Source organism: Streptomyces sp. WMMC940, from assembly GCF_027460265.1.
Classification (GTDB): Bacteria; Actinomycetota; Actinomycetes; order Streptomycetales; family Streptomycetaceae; genus Streptomyces.
In genome coordinates, this window is record NZ_JAPZBC010000001.1 from 2,362,500 (window position 1) to 2,382,674 (window position 20,175).

General features: G+C 72.6%; 15 protein-coding genes. 7 read left to right on the top strand and 8 right to left on the bottom strand.

Annotated features, from left to right (window positions below):
• Window positions 1-37: 37 nt before the first annotated feature.
• Window positions 38-688: a coiled-coil domain-containing protein gene (locus tag O7595_RS10220; RefSeq protein WP_269728396.1), complete on the top strand. Its 651-nt coding sequence runs from the start codon at window positions 38-40 to the stop codon at window positions 686-688.
• Window positions 689-951: 263 nt separating this feature from the next.
• On the opposite strand, the gene O7595_RS10225 is transcribed toward O7595_RS10220, so the two are convergent.
• From O7595_RS10225 to O7595_RS10245, 5 genes are all read right to left on the bottom strand, one after another.
• Entirely contained in the window at window positions 952-2,193 is a 1,242-nt protein-coding gene (locus O7595_RS10225; protein WP_269728397.1) for a styrene monooxygenase/indole monooxygenase family protein, read from the bottom strand.
• Between the two features lie 62 nt (window positions 2,194-2,255).
• Window positions 2,256-2,879 (bottom strand): GTP-binding protein, encoded by a 624-nt coding sequence (locus tag O7595_RS10230; RefSeq protein ID WP_269728398.1) that lies wholly within the window; start codon window positions 2,877-2,879, stop codon window positions 2,256-2,258.
• On the bottom strand, window positions 2,860-3,300 hold the full coding sequence (locus tag O7595_RS10235; RefSeq protein ID WP_269728399.1) for a DUF742 domain-containing protein: 441 nt from the start codon (window positions 3,298-3,300) through the stop codon (window positions 2,860-2,862). The genes O7595_RS10230 and O7595_RS10235 overlap by 20 nt, the downstream gene beginning before the upstream one ends.
• Window positions 3,297-3,779 carry a roadblock/LC7 domain-containing protein gene (locus O7595_RS10240; protein ID WP_269728400.1) on the bottom strand — a complete coding sequence of 161 codons (483 nt, stop codon included), beginning with the start codon at window positions 3,777-3,779 and terminating at the stop codon, window positions 3,297-3,299. The genes O7595_RS10235 and O7595_RS10240 overlap by 4 nt, the downstream gene beginning before the upstream one ends.
• The gene (locus O7595_RS10245) at window positions 3,776-7,123 is read right to left on the bottom strand and encodes a sensor histidine kinase (RefSeq protein ID WP_269728401.1); all 3,348 of its coding nucleotides are present in this window, start codon (window positions 7,121-7,123) and stop codon (window positions 3,776-3,778) included. The genes O7595_RS10240 and O7595_RS10245 overlap by 4 nt, the downstream gene beginning before the upstream one ends.
• Window positions 7,124-7,495: 372 nt before the next feature.
• Here O7595_RS10245 and O7595_RS10250 point away from each other — a divergent pair, with 372 nt between their 5' ends.
• Window positions 7,496-8,308 (top strand): protein phosphatase 2C domain-containing protein, encoded by an 813-nt coding sequence (locus O7595_RS10250; RefSeq protein WP_269728402.1) that lies wholly within the window; start codon window positions 7,496-7,498, stop codon window positions 8,306-8,308.
• A gap of 52 nt (window positions 8,309-8,360) precedes the next feature.
• On the opposite strand, the gene O7595_RS10255 is transcribed toward O7595_RS10250, so the two are convergent.
• Together O7595_RS10255 and O7595_RS10260 are read right to left on the bottom strand one after the other, a co-directional pair.
• Window positions 8,361-8,855 carry a MarR family winged helix-turn-helix transcriptional regulator gene (locus O7595_RS10255; RefSeq protein WP_443071589.1) on the bottom strand — a complete coding sequence of 165 codons (495 nt, stop codon included), beginning with the start codon at window positions 8,853-8,855 and terminating at the stop codon, window positions 8,361-8,363.
• A 345-nt stretch (window positions 8,856-9,200) separates the two neighbouring features.
• A complete protein-coding gene (locus O7595_RS10260) occupies window positions 9,201-12,044 on the bottom strand; it encodes a M4 family metallopeptidase (RefSeq protein WP_269728404.1) in 2,844 nt (947 codons plus the stop codon).
• A 149-nt stretch (window positions 12,045-12,193) separates the two neighbouring features.
• On the opposite strand from O7595_RS10260, the gene O7595_RS10265 reads away from it, so the two are divergent.
• Complete coding sequence (locus O7595_RS10265; RefSeq protein WP_269728405.1) at window positions 12,194-13,225, top strand: helix-turn-helix domain-containing protein; 1,032 nt, start codon at window positions 12,194-12,196, stop codon at window positions 13,223-13,225.
• 317 nt (window positions 13,226-13,542) lie between these two features.
• Here O7595_RS10265 and lon read toward each other — a convergent pair whose 3' ends face one another.
• Window positions 13,543-15,945 carry an endopeptidase La gene (lon, locus tag O7595_RS10270; RefSeq protein ID WP_269728406.1) on the bottom strand — a complete coding sequence of 801 codons (2,403 nt, stop codon included), beginning with the start codon at window positions 15,943-15,945 and terminating at the stop codon, window positions 13,543-13,545.
• Window positions 15,946-16,077: 132 nt separating this feature from the next.
• On the opposite strand from lon, the gene O7595_RS10275 reads away from it, so the two are divergent.
• The 4 genes from O7595_RS10275 (at window position 16,078) to O7595_RS10290 (ending at window position 19,951) form a co-directional block, all read left to right on the top strand.
• Window positions 16,078-16,749, top strand: coding sequence for a GNAT family N-acetyltransferase (locus tag O7595_RS10275; protein WP_269728407.1), 672 nt, complete (start codon window positions 16,078-16,080; stop codon window positions 16,747-16,749).
• A 591-nt stretch (window positions 16,750-17,340) separates the two neighbouring features.
• Window positions 17,341-18,036, top strand: a complete 696-nt coding sequence (locus O7595_RS10280; RefSeq protein WP_269728408.1) for a spermidine synthase — start codon at window positions 17,341-17,343, stop codon at window positions 18,034-18,036.
• An 83-nt stretch (window positions 18,037-18,119) separates the two neighbouring features.
• Window positions 18,120-18,863, top strand: a complete 744-nt coding sequence (locus O7595_RS10285; RefSeq protein ID WP_269728409.1) for a response regulator transcription factor — start codon at window positions 18,120-18,122, stop codon at window positions 18,861-18,863.
• Entirely contained in the window at window positions 18,860-19,951 is a 1,092-nt protein-coding gene (locus tag O7595_RS10290) for a HAMP domain-containing sensor histidine kinase (protein ID WP_269728410.1), read from the top strand. The genes O7595_RS10285 and O7595_RS10290 overlap by 4 nt, the downstream gene beginning before the upstream one ends.
• Window positions 19,952-20,175: the final 224 nt, after the last annotated feature.

Sequence of the window (20,175 nt, forward strand, 5' to 3'; positions counted from 1 at the left end):
CGCCCGGGCACCTGGAGGACCGGCCGCACTACCCGCGATGCCCGCCGCGGTACCGGGGAGACCGGCGATCGGGCCGGTGGTCGGTGCCGTACCCGCAAGGGTCTCCCAGGCCCTCACCCGGCTGCAGGGGCTGTTCCGGCAGGCGGCGGAGGCGAGCGAGGCGTACAGCGCCACCAGGGACATGCTCGTCGAGCAGGCCGCCGAGACCAGACGGCTCAGCACCGCCCTCGCCGATGCGCGCGGCGCCCTCGCCCGCAGCCGGGACGAGGCGGGACGACTGGCCCGTCGCCAGTACCAGGGCAGGTCCGAACTGTCCCCGTACCTCCGGCTGCTGCTCGCCCGCGACCCCCGGAGCGCTCTGGAGCAGGGCCGTCTCCTGTCGCGCGCGGCGGACAGCAGTCGCGCGACGATCGCTCGGCTGGAGGAGCGGGCGCGCCGGGCGGACGCCCTGGCGGTGGCCTCCCGCCGGGCCTTCGACGCGCAGCGCACCCTCGCCGAGCGGCAGCGCGCACAACGGGACACGCTGCGGGACCGCCTGAACGACGTGGAGGAGGTGCTGGCTTCGCTCTCACCGGAGGAACTCTCCGTTCTGGGCGCACCGGGCCGCCCGGCAGCGGCGCCCGCCGCGGTCACGGCGGCGCCGCCCGGGTCGCCGAGCGCGCCCCGACCGCCCGGCGGAACGCCTTAGCCCACCAGGGAGTCCGCACCCGGTGGCCATCCGCACCGTCGGCACCGGCCCCGTCCCCCACCGTGCGGCGCGGGAACGCGGCGGAGCGCAGGGATACGGACGCGGGCCTCGACCGCCCGGGCGGTCGCCGAACCGCGCACGTCCGGCCCCTCACGGCCGGAGGGCCGCCTGCCCCGGAACCCCGCGGGGAGGCCCCAACGGGCCCCGGACAGGGCTCCGCCCCGGTCCCGAGCGTCCGGGGCCGGGGGCGGAGCCGCGGGGCGTCAGGCCGTGGCGCCGCCGACCGAGGCCAGGTACGCCGAGGTCTTCTCCGGGTCGAAGAAGAAGTTCTCGAAGTCCGACGGGTCGTTGAAGCCGTTCGCGAAGCGGTCGGCGACCGGCTGGAGCTGCCCCGCCGCGCCGATCAGGTCGAGCACGTGCTCCGGCGGAACGCCCAGCATCGCGTTGGTCCACTTGGTGACGTGCTGAGCCGTCTCCCAGTAGCGGTCGAACGTCGTCCGCATCCATTCCTCGTCGAACGGCCTGTCGCCGTGCCCCACGATCGAGTCGAGGTAGGAAGCGGCGCACTTCGAGGCCGAGTTGGAGCCCTGACCGGTGATCGGGTCGTTCGCGACGACGACGTCCGCGACGCCGAGCACCAGGCCGCCGCCGGGCAACCGGCCGATCGGGTTGCGCACGGTCGGGGCGTAGCGGCCGGCCAGCGTACCGTTGGCGTCCGTCAGTTCCACCTTCGTCGCGCGGGCGTACTCCCACGGCGTGTACTTCTCCATCAGCTCCAGCGTGAGGGAGAGGTGTTCGGCGGGATCCTTCACGCCCTGGAAGACATCGAGCGGGCCGCCCGGAACGCCTTCCCAGAACAGGATGTCGGCACGTCCCGAAAGGGTCAGCGTCGGCATGATGAACAGCTCGCCGACACCCGGGACCAGGTTGCAGCGGACCGCGTCGAACTCGGGGTGCTCGGGGCGCGGGCCGAGACCGTGGACGTAGGAGACGGCGAGGGCACGCTGGGGCTCGCTGTACGGGGAGCGCGAGGCGTCGCGGCCGAACATGGAGACGAGTTCGCCCTTGCCCGCCGAGACGAGCACCAGGTCGTAGGTGCGGGCGAAGTAGTCGAGGTCGGAGACGGCCGCGCCGTGGATCACGAGCTGGCCGCCGCGCTGGGCGAAGGTCTCCATCCAGCCGGCCATCTTCAGCCGCTGGTCGACGGACTGGGCGTAGCCGTCCAGCTTGCCGACCCAGTCGATCACACGCTGGGACTCGGGACCGGCCACGGAGACGCCGAGGCCCTCGATCCTCGGGGCCTGCGACTCCCAGAAGTTGATCTGCAGATCGCGCTCGTGCTGGAGCGCGGTGTGGAACATGCACTGCGTGGACATGACCCGGCCGGACCGGATCTCGTCCGCCGTGCGGTTGGACATCAGGGTCACTTCGTAGCCCTGGGTCTGGAGGCCGAGGGCGAGCTGGAGTCCGGACTGACCGGCGCCGACAATGAGGATCTTCCGCATGGCGCGTCTCTTTCTGGACGTACGGGGATGGAGACGTACGGGAATCGGGGGACGACGGGAGGCTATTCGGGAGTGACGTCGAGCGCGTGGCCCACGAGTGCGAGCAGTGACTCGATCACCGTGATCCGGTTGCGCGCGTCCATGATCACAACCGGGACGTGCGGGGGTACGGTCAGGGCCTCCCGTACGTCCTCGGCCTCGTAGGACGGGGTCCCCTCGAAGTGGTTGACGGCTACGACGTACGGGATCCCGCAGCTCTCGAAGTAGTCGAGTGCCGGGAAGCAGTCCTTCAGCCGCCGGGTGTCGGCCATCACGATCGCGCCGATCGCCCCGCGCACCAGGTCGTCCCACATGAACCAGAACCGCTGCTGGCCCGGGGTGCCGAAGAGGTACAGCACGAGGTCGTCGTCGAGGGTGATCCGTCCGAAGTCCATCGCGACGGTCGTGGTGAGCTTCTCGGGCGTGGCGGTGAGATCGTCGGTCTCCTCGCTCGCCTGCGTCATCAGCGCCTCGGTCTGCAGGGGCGTGATCTCGGAGACCGACCCGACGAAGGTCGTCTTGCCCACGCCGAAGCCCCCCGCGACAACGATCTTGGTGGCGATCGGTGCGCGGGTGTGGTCGTTCTGCCAGGCCTGTACGTTCTCGTCCTCCGCGGCGGTGGGGAGGTCAGAGACGGCGGAGTCCACTCAGCACCCTTTCGAGCAGCGCGCGGTCCGGGCGGCCGTCGCCGTGCCCGGTGCCGTACACGCGTATTCTTCCTTGGTCCGCGAGGTCGCTGAGCAGCACCCGGACCACGCCCAGGGGCATCTTCAGCAGCGCGGAGATCTCGGCGACCGTCCGCATCCGGCGGCAGAGTTCGACGATGGCCCGCATCTCCGGCATCACACGGGTCGTGAGGTTGCCGTTCGTGAGCTCCTTGCTCCCCCTGCCTCCGGCGGGGAGTCCCCACTCGTCGCCCGCCTCCAGGGCCGCGACGAACGTCTCGACGAGGAGCACGTGGCCGAAGCGGGTGCGGCCTCCGGTGAGCGAGTACGGGCGGACGCGGGCGGGGCGTTTGCCCTCACCCCGTACAGGAAGCCTGGGTGCGGGTTGGGCGGCGGACGTCACTTGGCGCTCTCCAACGATTTGCGCAGCTCACTGCGGACTTCGGGGGTGAGTACGTGTCCGGCGCGGCCCACGAAGAGCGCCATGTGGTAGGCGACGACGCTCATGTCGCAGTCCGCGGTGGCGTCCACGCCGAGCAGCGAGCCGTCGCTGATCGACATCACGAAGAGGCTGCCCTCCTCCATCGCGACCATGGTCTGCTTGACTCCGCCGCCGTCCATGAGCTTGGCCGCGCCGATGGTGAGGCTGCCGATGCCCGAGACGATGGTGGCGAGGTCGGCGCTGGAACCGCGCGGGCCGTCCTGGCGGGGTGCCGTGGCGGGGGCGGCGTTGTGGGCCGGGTCGGAGGAGAGCAGGAGCAGCCCGTCGGACGAGACGACGGCGACGGAGCGTACTCCCGGTACCTCCTCGACGAGGTTGCCCAACAGCCAGTGAAGGTTACGGGCTTCGCTGCTCAGCCCGAAGGTTCCTGTCGCGGTCAACTGTGTGCCTCCTCGACGGTGTCCCCCGATTCCTCGCTCTGCGACTTCTGTTCCGTGCCGTGCGTCCGGGTGGTGTCGGCGAGCTCCGCCTCCACGTCGCGGCGGCCGTCCTTGGCGCCCTGGTGGAATCCGCCGAGCCGACGGCGCAGCTCCTCGGCGTCGACGGACCTGCGGCGCTCCTTCTGGGCACCGAACGGGGCCACGACCTTGGGCGTCCGCTTGGGCAGCCCCTTGTCGGTGACGGGCTCGTCGGGCGCGGTGGTCTCCGTGACGGCGCCGGTCCCCGGCGTCTGGTGGGCGGCCGCACCGGTCCCCGGCGCCTGGTGGGCGGCGGCGTCCGCGCCGTGCCTGTGACCGGGGGCCGCCCCCGTCTCGTCGCGCTCGTGGGCGTCGGGCTCCGGCGCCGGGTGGGGCAGCCGGACCTGGAGGGTGGTCTCCGGGGTGGAGGCGACGGGCTCGTCGATGTGGGCGTCCTCGTCGGCGTGCGCGTCCTCGTCGGCGTGCGCGTGCGCGTCCTCGTCGGCGGCAGCGGAACCGGCCTCGGGCCGGAAGCCGGTCGGAGCGTCCGTGGGCCCGGGCGCGAAGGGCGAGCGCCCGGGCTCGGCACCATGGGCTCCGGGGGCGGAGGCTCCCGCGCCGGACGGAGCCGTGAGGCCCTCGGGGCCGGGCACGGGGTCGGCCCCCGAAACGCCGGGCACGTGCGCACCGGTGCCCGCCTCGGGCGCGAAGGGCGAGCGCCCGTGCGCGGCCTCGGCGGCTCGGTCCACCGGCGACGCCCCGGACTCCGGCTCGAAGGCCCCGGTGCCGGACGTGGTCGCACCGTTACCGATGCCCGTCCCGGTGCCGGACGACGTCGCACCGTTACCGATGCCCGTCCCGGTCTCCGCCTCCGGCGACTGCCGGGGGCCCGGCACGACGGGCGTGGTCCGCGGTACGACGGGCGCGGTCCCCGGCTCGCCCGCACCGGCGTCCTGGACGGCCCTCTCCGCGGCGGCGACCAGCGGATCGCCGTCGGCGGTGCGACGGCCGGGCAGCGCGTTGGAGTTGGCCTCCGCGACGGAGCCGGGGAGGTTCACCGCCGGACCGGCTCCCGGCACCGGAGCCGTCTGCCTCGCGGCGGTCGCCGCCCCCTCGGGCAGCAGACCCTGCGGGAGGACCACGACGGCGGCGATGCCGCCGCCCTTCTGCTCGCGCAGCTGGACGCGTACACCGTGCCGGCGGGCGAGCAGACCGGCCACCTTCAGGCCCAGTCCCTCGCCGCCCTCACCGGGGTCGAGGTCGTCGGCCCGCTCGGTGGACGCCAGCCGAGCGTTGAGCTCCTCGAGCCGGTCGGGGGCCATTCCTATGCCCTCGTCCTGGACGGAGAGCATGATCTCGCCGCTCTCCAGCAGCCATCCGGAGAGCTGGACCTGGGCGTCCGGGGGCGAGAAGGAGGTGGCGTTCTCCAGCAGTTCCGCCACGAGGTGGCTCAGGTCGTCCGCGGCGAACCCCGCGACATGGGCGTGCGGCGGAAGCGACTGGATGGTGACGCGCTCGTACCGCTCGATCTCGCTGACCGCGGCCCGCATGACGTCGACCAGCGGCACCGGGCCGGGGTGGCTGTGGCCGTGCTCGGCCCCGGCGAGGACCAGCAGGTTCTCGCTGTGTCGGCGCATCACCGTGGCCATGTGGTCGAGCTTGAAGAGGGTGGCGAGCCGGTCCGGGTCCTGCTCGCGCTCCTCCAGGCCCTCGATGACGCCCAGTTGACGCTCGACGAGACCGAGGGTGCGCAGGGAGAGGTTGACGAAGGTGTGACCCACGGTGCGGCGCAGCTTGTCCAGCTGCTCGGTGACCTCGGCGGTGCGCTCCTGGAGTTCCGCCCGCTGGGCGGTGAACTCCTCCCGGACGGCCGTCAGTTCCCCGCGCTCGGCGTCCAGGTGCCGACCGCGGGCGGCGAGGTCCACCAGTTTGCCGTGCAGGGTGTTGAGGGAGCGTACGACCTGGGCGAACTCGTCGTTGCGGCCGGTGAAGCGGATCGGCTCCTCGCCCTCGGGCGCACCGGCGAGGCGGGCGGCTCCGATGCGGAGCACGGCGAGCGGGCGGGTGAGGGTGCGGGCGACGGCGGCGGAGATGCCGACCACGACGAGGAGACAGCCCGCGAGCAGGGCGATCCGCAGTTCCAGGGCGGTGACGTCGTCGTCGCGGAGCTGCTCCAGACGCTCGACCTGGGCGGAGGCGAGCGCCGACTCCACGCCGCGCATCTGCTCGACCCTGGCGGACAGCGACGAGTCGAGCTTCTCGCGGTTGGACTTGCGGTCCTTCTCGGAGAGTTCCGGCTGGTCGGTGAGCCGGGCGAGATAGGCCTCGGCCGTCTTGACGTCGGGGCCGGTGACGGTGCCGGTGAGCCGTTCGCGGGCCGCGGCGCTCGCGGCCTGGTCGAAGTCGGCGAGGGCGGCGAGCTCGCGGACGCGGGCCTGCTGTGCGGCGGAGCTCAGGACGGTCCGTGCGGCCTCGGACTTGGCGTCGTCCTCGTCCTCCACGGGCAGTCCGGTGATCGGATCGAAGGAGGGGCCGTCGTTCGCGGGGCCGGGCACGGACAGTGCGGCGAGCAGCAGACCGCGGGTGGCGGACGCCTGCTCGACGGCGAGGCCGAGGGCCGCGGGTGCGCGGGTGGCGTCGGCGGCGCGGGCCGGGGTCTTCTCGGCGAGCTCGTCGGCGAGTGCGTGCAGCCCCTCGATGATGTCGGTGTAGGCCTTGTGCGCCTCGAGTGCGGTGCCCTTGCCGGTGAGCGCGGTACGCCGGACGGAGTTCACGGCGCCGAGGTCGCGGCGCAGTTCCGCGTGGGCGGCCGGGACGTTTCCGCGGATCTCGTCTATCTGCCGGTCGACGCGGGCGCTGCGGTTGGCGGAGACCTCGCGGCGGTCCTTCTTGTCGCCCTGCTGGTCCTCGCGGCCGGCCGCGATGTACGCGGTGACCTCGTCGCGCTCGTCGGCGAGGGAGTGGGCCAGGGTCACGGCCTGCCGGTTGAGCTCGGCGAGGGTGACGAGCCGCTGGGACTCGGTCAGGTCGTTGGAGGCGAGGAGGATCGCCGGAGCACCGGCCGCCGCGACCGTGAGGGTGACCGCGGCGACCCCCGCGACCAGCCGGCGGCGCACGCGCACGGGCCGCCCGCCGGGGAGGAGCGTGGGGTCGGAGGCAGCCCGGGCCTGGGCCGAAGGCTCCGTGAACGCCGGAGGCTCGGGGTTCGTGTGGCCGTCCGACGTCGCCGAGGGGATCGCGGGCGCCGGGGGCACCTGAGGTGCCACGGGCCCCGAAGAGGCCGTACTGCCCATGCTGCCCTTGCCCCGAGGCCGCTTCTTCTGCACCGGTGCTCGCATTCCTGACTCGTCCGCCCATGAAGCAGAGGTGACGGCCGGTCATCATGAGAGTCCCCCACCCCTGGCACGGTCCACGACCATTCCAGCGGCTTCAAGAGGGGGACGCGCATCGGCCACTCCGCCACACGAACGAGTGAACATCACGACGGAGTTGGCAAACAACTCATTCGCGATTGCACTTTCCGTCCTCGCGGAGCGTCGGTTGGACCTTCGGCCCAGGCTTTGGCAGGATGCCCGCCCGCAGCTCGACGGGAAGTCGATTCCACGGAGAACGCCCAGGTCGAACCGGTGGTGGAGACCAATTGGAGGCCCTGGCAGGCTTCGTGAAGGAATCGTGTCGACTCATGCAGACTGGGGATCATGCGCTTCGAACTCGTCACCGTGCCCGGCACCGCCGAACGCCCGAACGAGGACTGGGCGTCACTCGCCCTCCCCGCATCGGGCCAGGGCGGATCGCTGGTCGTCCTGGACGGGGTGACGCCACCCCGCGGCGACGACGGTTGTGTGCACGGCATCCCCTGGTTCACCTCGCGCCTGGGCGGAGCACTGCTCGAACTGTCCGGTTCGCGGAGGGATATGACCCTGACCGAGGTCCTGGCCCTCTCCATTCGACGCACCGCCGACACGCATCGCGACACATGTGACCTTTCTCACGTCCGCACGCCTCAAGCAACCGTCGTCGTCGTGCGCTGGGGCGCGTCAGCTGTCGAGCACCTGGTCCTCTCGGACTCGACGCTGCTGCTGGAATCGCCGGACGGACTCGTGCACACCGTGCTGGACGACCGGCTGGACCGCATCCCGCGGGAGACCCTCCGCTCGCTCAGCGCGACGGACGCCCTGCGCAACCAGGACGGCGGCTTCTTCACCGCGGCCGCGGACCCGGAGGTGGCGGTGCACGCGGTCACGGGCACTACCCCGCGCGCGGAGGTGCGGGCGGTGGCGGCGCTCACCGACGGGGCGTCCCGCTGGACCGACCTCTTCGAGGAGGGGAGCTGGGCGGACCTCATGGCGCTGCTGCGCGCGGAGGGACCGAACGGGCTGGTCGACCGCGTACGGGCGCTGGAGGCCGCGGACGCGCTGCGGGGCGGGGCGACGCGCTGGAAGACCCACGACGACGCGACGGCGGTGTACGCGGAGCTTCAGGACCCGGTCACCGAAGGCCCGCGGGCCTGACCGACGCAGGGGCGGACCGCCGACCGGGCCGGCCCGGGAACATCGCCCCAGCTCAGCCCTCCTCGGAACGGGTGTTGAGCTGGTGCAGCAGACGGGCCAGTTCGGCCACCTCCCCGCGGTCCCAGCCGGCCAGCTTCCGTACGTACCGGTCGCGCCGGGCCATTCGTACGGCCCGGAACCTGGTGAGCCCCTCGTCGGTCAGAGCGACGAGCTGGGCACGCCCGTCGGCCGGATCGGGCTCGCGGGTGACCAGACCCAGCTCCTCCAGCGCGCGGAGCTGCCGGCTCATCGTGGCCTTGCCGACCCCGAAATAGCCGGCGAGATCGGTGGCGCGCTGAGCTCCGGACTCCTCCAGCCGTACGAGCAGTCCGTACGCGGCGGGCTCCAGTTCGGGATGGACCTCGCGGGCCATCTCGCCCGAGCTCGCCCGGGCCCGGCGCAGGAAGACGGCCAACTCCCGCTCCAGGGCGAGGAATTCCGAGACCTCCTGGTCCACTCCGTTCCCTCCCCTCGGCTCGGGTCCGTTCCCCGTACCGCTTCCGTGCACGTCAGCACCCTTCGCGCGCTTTCCCGGCGATGAGAAGTTCCTTCGGCGGCCGCCGTCGCCGCAGCTCGTCCAGTATTTCGCAGGCATGGTCCGACGGCGGGCACCGGCTCCCCATCCGCTCCCGTCCCCACTCCCCGAGACCGAGACCGACACCGACACCGACACCGAGCTTCGTTTCCGGCACACGCCCACATCGTGTCGTGTCCGCCCCTCACCCGGGTTCTCACAGTGCCGGGGCTTCGGGGCGCTCGCCGACGGCCGCCACCCGGGCCGGGAAGCGGCGGTCCGCGCGCGCGGAGCCCCGGTGCGGCACTGCCGCACCGGGGCTCCGGTCAACGGGGTTGATCAGCCGCAGCGGCCCGCGGGGCGGATGCGGGTGACCAGGTCCGTGAAGCCGGTCGTACCGTCCAGCCATACGACCTGCTTGCCGGACACCGCGGCCGGCGAGATCTGCTCACCGCGGTTGCAGGAGACGCGCTCCAGCCGGCTGCCGTCCGTGGTCAGCTGCCAGAGCTTCGACAGCGTCTCGTTGCGCCACTGGGTGTCGGGCGTCTGGCTGCTGACGGTGACGGCGTCCTCGGACGCGGTCAGGTCGACGCCGTGCAGCGCCCGCGGCTTCGCCTCGGGGGCGATGTCGAAGACGTTGCGACCGTCGAGGTCCGCGCGGCGCACACCCGTCTGGCCGGTGTCGTTCAGGTTCTCGTCGGTCAGCCAGAAGACGTGCTTGCCGTTGATTCCGGTCTGGCCGAGGCTCTGCGGCTCGCCGAGCTGCCCCGTCAGCGTCTTGGTGCCGGTCCTGAGGTCCAGGACCTCGACGCCGAGCAGGTAGCCGGTCTCCCCCGGGTAGAGCTTGGCGTAGGCGATCCTGCCCTGCGAGATCGACGGGAGCGCCGTGGCCACGAAGAAGCCGCCGCCGTCGGCGTAGGTGGGCCGGGTGTCGCCGGGCCGGAGGTAGGCGACGTGGCGGTCGCCGAAGATGCCGAAGCTCTCGAAGACCACGACGCCGTTCTCGACCCGCAGCCCCGAGATGTCACTGGTCGAGGTGTACAGCTTCTTGATGGGGCCGCCGGCCAGCGGACGGGAGAGGATGTCCAGGCTCGTGGCGCCGTAGGCCGCCCAGACGACGTTCTTGCCGTCCGTCGCCGGGTACACGTGGAAGCGTCCGTCGTTCGGGCTGATCAGCTTGGGGTGGCCGGAGCCGTCCGCCCTGCCCGCGTAGACCGAGTACGGCTCGGAGCCGTCGTCGTTCGACTGCGACGCCGTCCACCAGCCGCCGCCCGCCTGGACTCCCGTGCCGCTGATGTTCAGCTTGCCGAGGAGCCGGTCGGTGTCGACGCCGAGCGCGTCCTCCCAGCCGGGCACGATGCCATGGGCACTGAAGGACCGTTTCACCACGTTCTGCTGCTTCGCGGTGACGCCGAGGTCCTTCGCCGCGGCCAGCACCGCGTTGCGGCCCTCGGTGAAGCCGTCGAGCGGCGTCATGTACTCGGACAGCGCCTTGTACACGATCCGGTCCGCGACTTCCCCGCCCAGGTCCTGGCGCATGTCCCACAGCGCACCGGAGAAGATGGTGGAGTTGAGGTGGACGCCGCCGTTGTCGGTGCCGAACGTCACCCCGAGGAAGTTCTTCGAGGTGGTGGCACCGTCGTCGAGGTCGCGCAGGGCACAGTCCCGCGGGCCCTTGGTGCGGCACAGGTCCTCGCCGATGAGGCCCGCGTCCGGGTCGTCCATCGACAGGCCGGAGGCGGTGACGTCGATGGCGTTGCCGAAGTAGTCGGCGACGGCCTCGTTCAGCGCGCCGGACTGCCCGGCGTAGACGAGGTTGGCCGTGTTCTCCACGACTCCGTGGGTCATCTCGTGGCCCACGACGTCCAGATCGGCGGAGAGCGGCTTGAACTCCTCGTCGCCCGAGCCGTACACCATCTTCTGGCCGTCCCAGAAGGCGTTGACGTACGAGCCTCCGAAGAGGGTCACGCCGACCAGCGAGTTCACGGTGGAACCCCGGCCGTCGAGTCCGTTCCGGCCGTGCTGCTTCTTGTAGTAGTCGTAGACCTGTCCGGCCGCCCAGTGGGCGTCGACGGCGCCCGCTTCGGTGGCCTCCTTGCCGAACTCGGCGGTCGCGGACTCGAACACCTTGATGCCGCTGGGCCACTGGCCCGAGACGTCACCGACGTCCTGGCTGGAGGCGTCCCAGGTGCTGAGGGTGTTCTTGCTGGTGTCGGCCATGCGGGCGTGGTCGGTCATGCCGTACCGGCCCGTCGCCGCGTCGAAGCTGAGCTCCAGGTCGACCTTGCCGCCGTCCAGGCGCAGGCCGCTGCCCTTGGCGGCGGGGGCGGCGGGCTCGTCGACCGCCGCGCCCACCGGCGCGCCGGCCGCCCGGGCCTGCCGGGCGGACGCGGCCAACGGCCCGGTGACGGACTTGATGCCGCTGTACTGCAGCACCGGGAAGCCGGACCGCGCGTCGACGTACACCTCCTCCAGCACCGGTTCGCCGGTCACCGGGTTCGTGCCGCGTACCGTCACATGGCGGGCCAGGACTCCGTCGCCCCGCGGGATGACGACGAGGCCGCCCGCGGTGCCGGTGAGCGCCTGCGCCTTCCGCGACTTCTCGCCCTCCTTGCGGATGGCGTCGGCCTCGGTGAGCCGGGAGTTGCCGAGCCGGGCCGCGGTGGCGCTCACGGCACGGCGCACCGCCACCTCCTCGGCGACCGTGGCCTCGGTGCCGGTGGTCAGCCCCGTGAAGTACTTGCCGGAGGTGCCGGTGACGACGCGTTTGCCGCCGGAGGTCTCCATCCGCACCACGTACTGGCCGCCGAGGACCGGTATCCCCCGGTGCTTCTGCTGGAGCCGTACGGTCTCGTCCACGCCCCGCTTCAGCGTGCGGACGGGGGCGAGGTCCCGTCGCGGTTCGGCGATGCGGTAGCGGCTCTCCTTGGCCTCGAGGTGCCGGCGGGCCGCGTCCGCCGGAGCGGCCTTGGCGTCCACGGGCTCGTGCAGCCCTTCGACGAGAGCGGGTGTCGCGGTGTCCTCCCCGGGGACGACCTCGACGGGCGGTGCCGGCGGCGGGGTCGCCGCCTGGGCCGGGACCGCGGTGATCAGGAGACCGGCAGCGGCCAGGAGCGCCGCGGCCCCTGTCCCCCTGGTGATGCCGAGTGCCGGTCTTCCCTGGTTGTGCCTGGGCTTGCGCACAGTACGTACCCCTCCCACGTGCTGGTAAGCCGGTTCAGGTGGTCATGGCCATGCAACCCGTGAGGCGTCAACCGATCAATGCGGCGGGTGCGTTGAGAAGTGGACATGCCCACTTGTGTGCTCTGTGAAGGCGGAGTGAGAATCCCCGCATGATCGAGGCGGAGTTGCACTACCTCGGTTTGGGGGCGACCGAGGAGCGCGCGTACGAAGCCCTGCTGGAGGAACGGGCGGAGGGGGCCGAGGAATTGGCCGTGCACCTCCGGCTGCCGAGGGACGAGGTGGACGCGGCGCTCGACCGGCTCGTGGAGCACGGGCTCGCACTGCCGCCGCGCGGGGGCGGGACGCTGCCGCGCCCGGCCGCGCCGGCCGCCGCGATCCGCACCCTCATCCACCGCCGCCAGGCCGAACTGCACATGAAATCGGCCGAACTGGAGCGATTACGGATGACCGCCGATCAGCTGGCGGGACGGCTGACGGCGGGAGCGCCGGCCGTTCCGGGAAGCGGCATCGAAGTGATCACGGGGCAGCGCGCGATCCGGGAGCGCGCCGACGACCTGCTCGCGTCCGCGGAGCGCGAAGTGGTCGTCCTGGACCGCCCGCCGTACGTCAAGGGCCGGCCGGGATTCGGGACCTTCCGCCTGCCGGGACCCGGCATCGAGGGACTGCTGGACCGGGGAGTGAGCGTACGGGCCGTCCTGGACCGGGACGGTCTCGCCGCGCCGGAGCGCATCCGGACGCTCAAAGCGCTGGTGGAGCGGGGGCTTCGGGCCCGGGTCGCCCCGGCCGTACCGACCCGGCTGATCGCCGTCGACCGGCGGACCGCCCTGCTGCCCCCGGGTGACGCGGCGGACCCCCGGGCTTCCGCTCTGGTGGTCGGGGACGCGCTGGTGCGCCACGCGCTCGTGCCGCTCTTCGAGACGGTGTGGGACCGGGCGGCCCCGCCGGGCGGGGCGCTGCCCCCGGAACCTCCACCGCCGGGCGGGGCGCTGCCCGCCGAGCAGAAGGAACTGCTGGCCCTGCTGGCGGCCGGGCTCAAGGACGAGGCGATCGCACGCCGGCTGGGCGTCCATGTGCACACGGCACGGCGGCGGATCAGCAGGCTGCTGGAGTCGCTCGGCGCCGAGACCCGCTTCCAGGCCGGGGCCCGGGCGACCCTGCGGGGCTGGCTCGACGGTTCGTGACGGCATGTCGGAAGCCGCACGGAATCGGTGCCGCAGCTGACCGCCGGGCTGACGGCCCGGAGCGCCGGGCACGAATCACCGTTCGACGCGGCGTTCGTGCCGGACCCCCTCTCCGCGCTCACCCGACGGCCCCCGGCGGCGTGGCCGCCGTCCCCGTGGCGCTGCACGGGCACACCGCCCCGACGCACACGCCCGCCCGCTCGGGGGCTCGGACCGCCCGTCCCCGCACCGAGGACCCGGAAACGGCGGTCGCCGTACCCGGGCCCGCGGGAGCGGGCCGGCGTACGGCGACCTCGTGAGGGGCCGTGCCCCGCGGCTCACGCCGCGGCCGGCACCGGCACCTCGGCCGGGGACAGGGCGATCTCCAGGACCTGGCGGACGTCCGTCACGGGGTGGACCTCCAGTTTCTCCAGGACCTCCGCGGGGACGTCGTCCAGATCGGCCTCGTTGCGCTTGGGGATCACCACCGTGGTGATCCCGGCGCGGTGGGCGGCGAGCAGCTTCTGCTTCACGCCGCCGATGGGCAGCACCCGTCCGGTCAGCGACACCTCACCCGTCATGGCCACGTCCGTGCGGACCAGCCGCCCGGAGAGCAGGGACGCCAGCGCGGTCGTCATCGTGATGCCCGCGCTCGGCCCGTCCTTGGGGACCGCACCCGCCGGGAAGTGGATGTGCACGCCACGGTCCTTCAGATCGCCCACGGGCAGCTCCAGTTCCGCGCCGTGCGAGCGGAGGAAGCTCAGCGCGATCCGTGCGGACTCCTTCATGACGTCGCCGAGCTGACCGGTCAGGGTCAGTCCGGAGGCGCCGGTCTCCGGGTCGGCCAGCGACGCCTCGACGTACAGCACGTCGCCCCCGGCGCCGGTGACCGCGAGTCCCGTGGCCACTCCCGGCACCGCGGTGCGGCGCTCGGCCGGGTCCTGGGCGGACTCGGGCACGTGGTGCGGACGGCCGATCAGCGCGCGCAGGTCGCCGTCGGTGACCGTCAACGGAAGGGCGCGCTCGCCCAGTTCGTGCTGGGCCGCGACCTTCCGCAGCAGCCTGGCCACCGCGCGCTCGAGATTCCGCACGCCCGCCTCGCGGGTGTACTCGCCCGCCAGCCTGCGCAGCGCGGACTCGTCCAGGGTCACCTCGCCCGGCTCCAGGCCGGCCCGCTCCAGCTGGCGCGGGAGCAGGTGGTCGCGGGCGATGACGACCTTCTCGTCCTCGGTGTAGCCGTCGAGCCTGACCAGCTCCATCCGATCGAGCAGCGCCTCCGGGACGGCCTCCAGGACGTTGGCCGTGGCCAGGAACACCACGTCCGACAGATCGAGCTCGACCTCCAGGTAGTGGTCGCGGAACGTGTGGTTCTGCGCCGGGTCCAGGACCTCGAGCAGCGCCGCCGCCGGGTCCCCGCGGAAGTCGGAACCCACCTTGTCGATCTCGTCGAGCAGGACCACCGGGTTCATGGACCCGGCCTCCTTGACTGCACGGACGATCCGGCCGGGCAGCGCGCCGACGTAGGTGCGCCGGTGGCCGCGGATCTCGGCCTCGTCCCGGACGCCGCCGAGGGCGACGCGGACGAACTCGCGTCCCATCGCGTGGGCGACGGACTCGCCGAGCGAGGTCTTGCCGACACCGGGCGGGCCGACGAGCGCGAGGACCGCGCCGCCGCGCCGGCCGCCGACCACGCCGAGCCCGCGGTCGGAGCGCCGCTTGCGGACCGCCAGGTACTCGGTGATCCGTTCCTTCACGTCGTCCAGGCCCGCGTGCTCGGCGTCCAGGACGGCCTTGGCGCCCCGGATGTCGTACGCGTCCTCCGTGCGTTCGTTCCACGGCAGTTCGAGGACGGTGTCGAGCCAGGTGCGGATCCAGGAGCCCTCGGGGCTCTGTTCGCTGGACCGCTCGAGCTTCTCGACCTCCTTGAGGGCGGCCTCGCGGACGTTCTCCGGGAGTTCGGCGGCCTCGACGCGGGCGCGGTAGTCGTCGGACTCGTCGCCCGCGGACTCGCCGCCCAGCTCCCGCAGTTCCTTGCGCACGGCGTCCAGCTGGCGGCGCAGCAGGAACTCGCGCTGCTGCTTGTCCACGCCCTCCTGGACGTCCTTGGCGATGGACTCGGCCACGTCCTGTTCGGCGAGGTGCTCGCGGAGCTGCTCGGTGGCGAGCCTGAGCCGGGCGACCGGGTCGCTGGTCTCCAGCAGTTCGACCTTCTGCGCGATGCTCAGGAAGGGCGAGTAGCCGGCGTTGTCGGCGAGCGCGGGAACGTCGTCGATCTGCTGGACGCGGTCCACGACCTGCCAGGCTCCGCGCTTGCGCAGCCAGCTGGTGGCGAGGGCCTTGTACTCCTTCACGAGCTCCGTGACCGAGCCCGGCAGCGGGTCGGGCAGGGTCTCGTCGACGAGGGTGCCGTGGATCCAGAGGGCGGCACCGGGGCCGGTCGTGCCGGCTCCGACGCGCACCCTGCTGTGGCCCCTGATCAGGGCACCGGGGTCTCCGTCGGAGAGCCGTCCCACCTGCTCGACGGTGCCGAGCACGCCGGTCGCGGCGTAGGTGCCGTCGATCCGGGGGACGAGCAGCACCCTCGGCTTTCCGGGCTCCGCTCGGGCTGCCGCCTGGGCGGCTTCCACCGCGGCCCGTACGTCGTTGTCGGACAGGTCGAGCGGTACCACCATCCCCGGCAGCACGACCTCGTCGTCGAGTGGCAGCACAGGCAGGGTGAGCGGTGCGGGCGTCGAGGCCATGATCTCCCCTTCGGCAGTCAAGTTGAGTTACACGGACTCAATGCGGGGGGAGTCGCCGATGTTCCCCTGGGGGCGTTCGCCGTGAGCGATACCACCTGGCGCATCCGACGACCGACCGGATGTAATGAGCGAATGACGAGTGCATCTCTTACACAGGCCATTCGGGCCTGGGTGGACGGCTGGGTCGTCTCCCGCGGGGCGGCGGAGCCCGTCGCCGAGCCCTGGGGCCTCACGGTGGACGTCGGGCTCCCCCGGCACACCACGCGCCACGTGCTCACCGACAACAGCGAGGCCGCGGTCCGCAAGGTCGCCGCTTCGGCCGGGGTGCCCGGCCGGTGGCTCAAGGTGTTCGAGGAGGAGGAGCGGGTCCTGGAGTGGCTGGGGCCGGACTGGACGCCCGACGAGCCCGGCTTCCTGATGACGGCGCCGCTGGCGCGGCGGACCACGCCACCCCCCGCCCCGCCGGAGGGGCACCGGCTGCGCGCCTGGACGAGGGACGGCGTCACACGTGTCCTGATCACGACCGCGGACGGCGCCTTCGCGGCCCGCGGGCAGATCGCCACGGCCGGCACCACGGCCGTCGTCGACCAGATCGAGACGGCCGCCGAGCACCGGCGCAGGGGACTGGGCTCGCTGGTGATGCGCACGCTGCAGCACGCGGCCGCCGAGCGCGGCGCCACCTCCGGCGTGCTCGGAGGCACACCCGACGGGCGGGCGCTGTACGAGTCACAGGGGTGGCGGGTGATCGCCCCGCTGGTCAGCGTGTACTACGCACCGCCACGGCCGCCCTCGGCGCGGTCCTGACCGGCCGGCGGCACCGGCGGCCCGAGGGCACGGGCAGCCGCGCCGCCGGCCACCAGCAGCGGCACCGTCGCCGGACGGCCGACGTCCGTGCTCGAACCGCGCAGCAGGGCGGAGGCGGTGGCCCGGTCGCCGTACCGGCCGTACAGCGAGTTCCGAGCGGGACGAGCGGCACCAGAAGGTGAACGACGCGCCGCGAGGGCCGGGGGGAGCCTGAGCGCACGGACGAACGCCGGGGCACGCGCTCGCCGGCCGCGGGCGCCCCTCCGGCCCGGCGCGCCCGTCCGCCCCGGTTCCGAGCCGCCCGAGCGGATTCCGGCGCCCGGAGCCGTCGCACGGACGAAACCTCCCCCGTCCCGGCCGCCCTCGTCCTCGGTCCCGCCGGGGCCACCGGCCGGCGCCGGCCGGCCCGGTACCGGTCAACCTCACCGACCCCGCCCGGGCAGCGCGATCATTCCGCACCCGTCCATGACCTGCGCCACTCGGCCGCCCGGTCACAGCACTCGTGCCGCGCCGGCCGAAATCCACCGGACAGACGGGGGCGCCCCCTCGTAACGGCGGACGGCGCCCGAAGCGGCGCTAGCCTGGGGGGCCATGGAGCCCCTCAGCCATGCCGCCGCCCCACGGACCCTCGACCGGCGCTCAGGACCGTACGGCGAGGTCGTCCTGCGCGAACGCGGCGGCCCCGACGGGGATATCCACGAGATCATCGCCAACGGCTGCTTCCTGATGGACACATCGGACGGCCGCTCCGAGCGGCTCCTCATGGACGCCGCGTACGAGGCCCTCGGCGGACGGCCGGACCCGTCCGTACTCATCGGCGGACTGGGGGTCGGCTTCTCCCTGGCCCGCGCGGCCGCCGAGCCCGGCTGGTCCCGGATCGCCGTCGCCGAGCGGGAACAGGCGATCATCGACTGGCACACGTCGGGCCCGCTGGAGCGCATCTCCGCGGCGGCACTGGCCGATCCGCGCACGACCGTCCTGCACACGGACCTCGTGGGCCACCTCCATAACACTTCGGACACGTATGACGCGCTCTGCCTCGACATCGACAACGGCCCGGACTGGACCGTCACCGAGGACAACGGCGGTCTCTACTCGCCGGTCGGACTGGCTGCCTGTGCACGGTGTTTGACGCCCGGAGGAGTCCTCGCCGTCTGGTCGGCGCAGCCTTCCCGGAATTTCGAGGACTCATTGCGGAATGCCGGATTCAGCGGGGTAAGAACCGAAGAGATCCCGGTTGCCCGAGGCGTACCTGACGTGGTCCACCTGGCAGTTCGCCCTGCGTAGCCGGGACCTGGTCGGTGCCTTTACGCTGCCTACCTGACACACCGATCTACACGCAGCTCGCAGTGCGCGACAGGGGCGGGGCGATGGAGCAGACACACACCAGCAGCAACGGCGCGGCGGCACAGCCGACCGGAAGTGCCCAGCGCCGGGTGCTGGTCGTCGAGGACGACACCACCATCGTCGACGCCATCTCGGCCCGTCTGCGCGCCGAGGGCTTCCTCGTCCAGACCGCGACCGACGGCCCCGCGGCCGTCGACGTCGCGGAGGCCTGGCAGCCGGACCTGATGATCCTCGACGTGATGCTGCCCGGCTTCGACGGCCTCGAGGTGTGCCGCCGGGTGCAGGCGCAGCGGCCCGTCCCGGTACTCATGCTCACCGCCCGCGACGACGAGACCGACATGCTGGTCGGGCTCGGCGTGGGCGCCGACGACTACATGACCAAGCCGTTCTCCATGCGCGAGCTGGCCGCCCGGGTGCACGTCCTGCTGCGCCGGGTGGAGCGCGCCGCGCTGGCCGCCGTGACGCCCCGCAGCGGCATTCTGCGCCTCGGTGAGCTGGAGATCGATCACGCCCAGCGCCGCGTCCGCGTCCGGAGCGAGGACGTGCACCTCACGCCGACCGAGTTCGACCTGCTCGTGTGCCTGGCCGGCACCCCGCGTGCGGTCCTCTCCCGCGAGCAGCTGCTCGCCGAGGTCTGGGACTGGGCGGACGCCTCCGGCACCCGCACGGTCGACAGCCACATCAAGGCGCTGCGCCGCAAGATCGGCGCCGAGCGGATCCGTACCGTGCACGGTGTCGGGTACGCCCTGGAGAGCCCGGCGCCATGATCCGGCGGAGCCGGCTCCGGTCCCGGCTGCGGGCGGTGGAGATCTCGATCAAGACCAAGCTCGGCGCCCTGGTCGTCGCGGCCGTGCTGATCACGACCGGGCTGGCGCTGGTCGCCTTCCGCACCGGGGCGGAGCTGCGCTACATCACGGTCTTCGCCATGATCACCACGCTGCTGATCACCCAGTTCGTGGCGCACGGACTGACCGCTCCGCTGGACGAGATGAACACCGTCGCGAAGTCGATCTCCCACGGCGACTTCACCCGCCGGGTGCGGGGCGACGGCCGCCGTGACGAGCTGGGCGACCTCGCCTCCACGATCAACCGCATGGCGGACGACCTGGAGGCCGTGGACCAGCACCGCAAGGAGCTCGTCGCCAATGTCTCGCACGAGCTGCGCACGCCCATCGCGGCGCTGCGCGCGGTGCTGGAGAACGTCGTGGACGGCGTCTCGACGGCCGACCCCGAGACGATGCGCACCGCGCTGCAGCAGACGGAGCGGCTGTCCCGGCTGGTCGAGACTCTGCTCGACCTCTCCCGGCTGGACAACGGCGTCGTGACGCTCAAGGCCCGGCGCTTCGAGGTCTGGCCCTATCTGTCCGGCGTGCTGAAGGAGGCCAACCTGGCCGCCGGGCAGCGCAGGCTGTCCTCCGGATCCGGCAGCCACACCCGCAAGGACGTCCATCTGCACCTGGACGTCTTCCCGCCCGAGCTGACCGCGCACGCGGACGCCGAGCGGCTGCACCAGGTCGTGGCGAATCTCATCGACAACGCGGTCAAGCACTCCCCTCCGCACGGCAGGGTCACGGTCCGTGCCCGCAGGGGTTTCCAGGCCGAGTCCTTGGACCTGGAGGTCCAGGACGAAGGTCCCGGGATCCCCGAGTCCGAATGGCACAAGGTCTTCGAACGCTTCAACCGGGGCATCGCCCCGTCGAAGCAGGGCTCGGGCAGTGACGGGGGCACGGGTCTGGGCCTGGCGATCGCACGCTGGGCGGTGGAGTTGCACGGCGGCCGCATCGGCGTGGCCGAATCGACACGAGGCTGCCGCATCCGGGTCACTCTTCCGGGAAACCCCGTGGCACGCGGTTGACGTAGGGTTCGAAGAGGAGCGAAGCCCGTGGCGAACCGGACAGGCGCGTCCTGCGTCCATGTGTCCGGGGAGCAGGACAAGGGTGCGGCCCGCGGGGCCGCAGCCGCGTTCCGCCGTACCCAGTCCGCAGGGGAACCACGTTTGTTTCCCGCCATTTCCTACGCCGAAACCGGCTGTCAGGTGTGACTTAGGCGACGATGACCACGCCCGGCCTGCACCTCCCC

Excerpts from the sequence above, each read along its gene's own strand:
- O7595_RS10220 (WP_269728396.1), top strand. The coding sequence starts at position 38 with ATGCCCGCCGCGGTACCGGGGAGACCGGCGATCGGGCCGGTGGTCGGT.
- O7595_RS10225 (WP_269728397.1), bottom strand. The coding sequence starts at position 2,193 with ATGCGGAAGATCCTCATTGTCGGCGCCGGTCAGTCCGGACTCCAGCTC.
- O7595_RS10250 (WP_269728402.1), top strand. The coding sequence starts at position 7,496 with ATGCGCTTCGAACTCGTCACCGTGCCCGGCACCGCCGAACGCCCGAAC.
- O7595_RS10265 (WP_269728405.1), top strand. The coding sequence starts at position 12,194 with ATGATCGAGGCGGAGTTGCACTACCTCGGTTTGGGGGCGACCGAGGAG.
- lon (WP_269728406.1), bottom strand. The coding sequence starts at position 15,945 with ATGGCCTCGACGCCCGCACCGCTCACCCTGCCTGTGCTGCCACTCGAC.
- O7595_RS10275 (WP_269728407.1), top strand. The coding sequence starts at position 16,078 with ATGACGAGTGCATCTCTTACACAGGCCATTCGGGCCTGGGTGGACGGC.
- O7595_RS10280 (WP_269728408.1), top strand. The coding sequence starts at position 17,341 with ATGGAGCCCCTCAGCCATGCCGCCGCCCCACGGACCCTCGACCGGCGC.
- O7595_RS10285 (WP_269728409.1), top strand. The coding sequence starts at position 18,120 with ATGGAGCAGACACACACCAGCAGCAACGGCGCGGCGGCACAGCCGACC.
- O7595_RS10290 (WP_269728410.1), top strand. The coding sequence starts at position 18,860 with ATGATCCGGCGGAGCCGGCTCCGGTCCCGGCTGCGGGCGGTGGAGATC.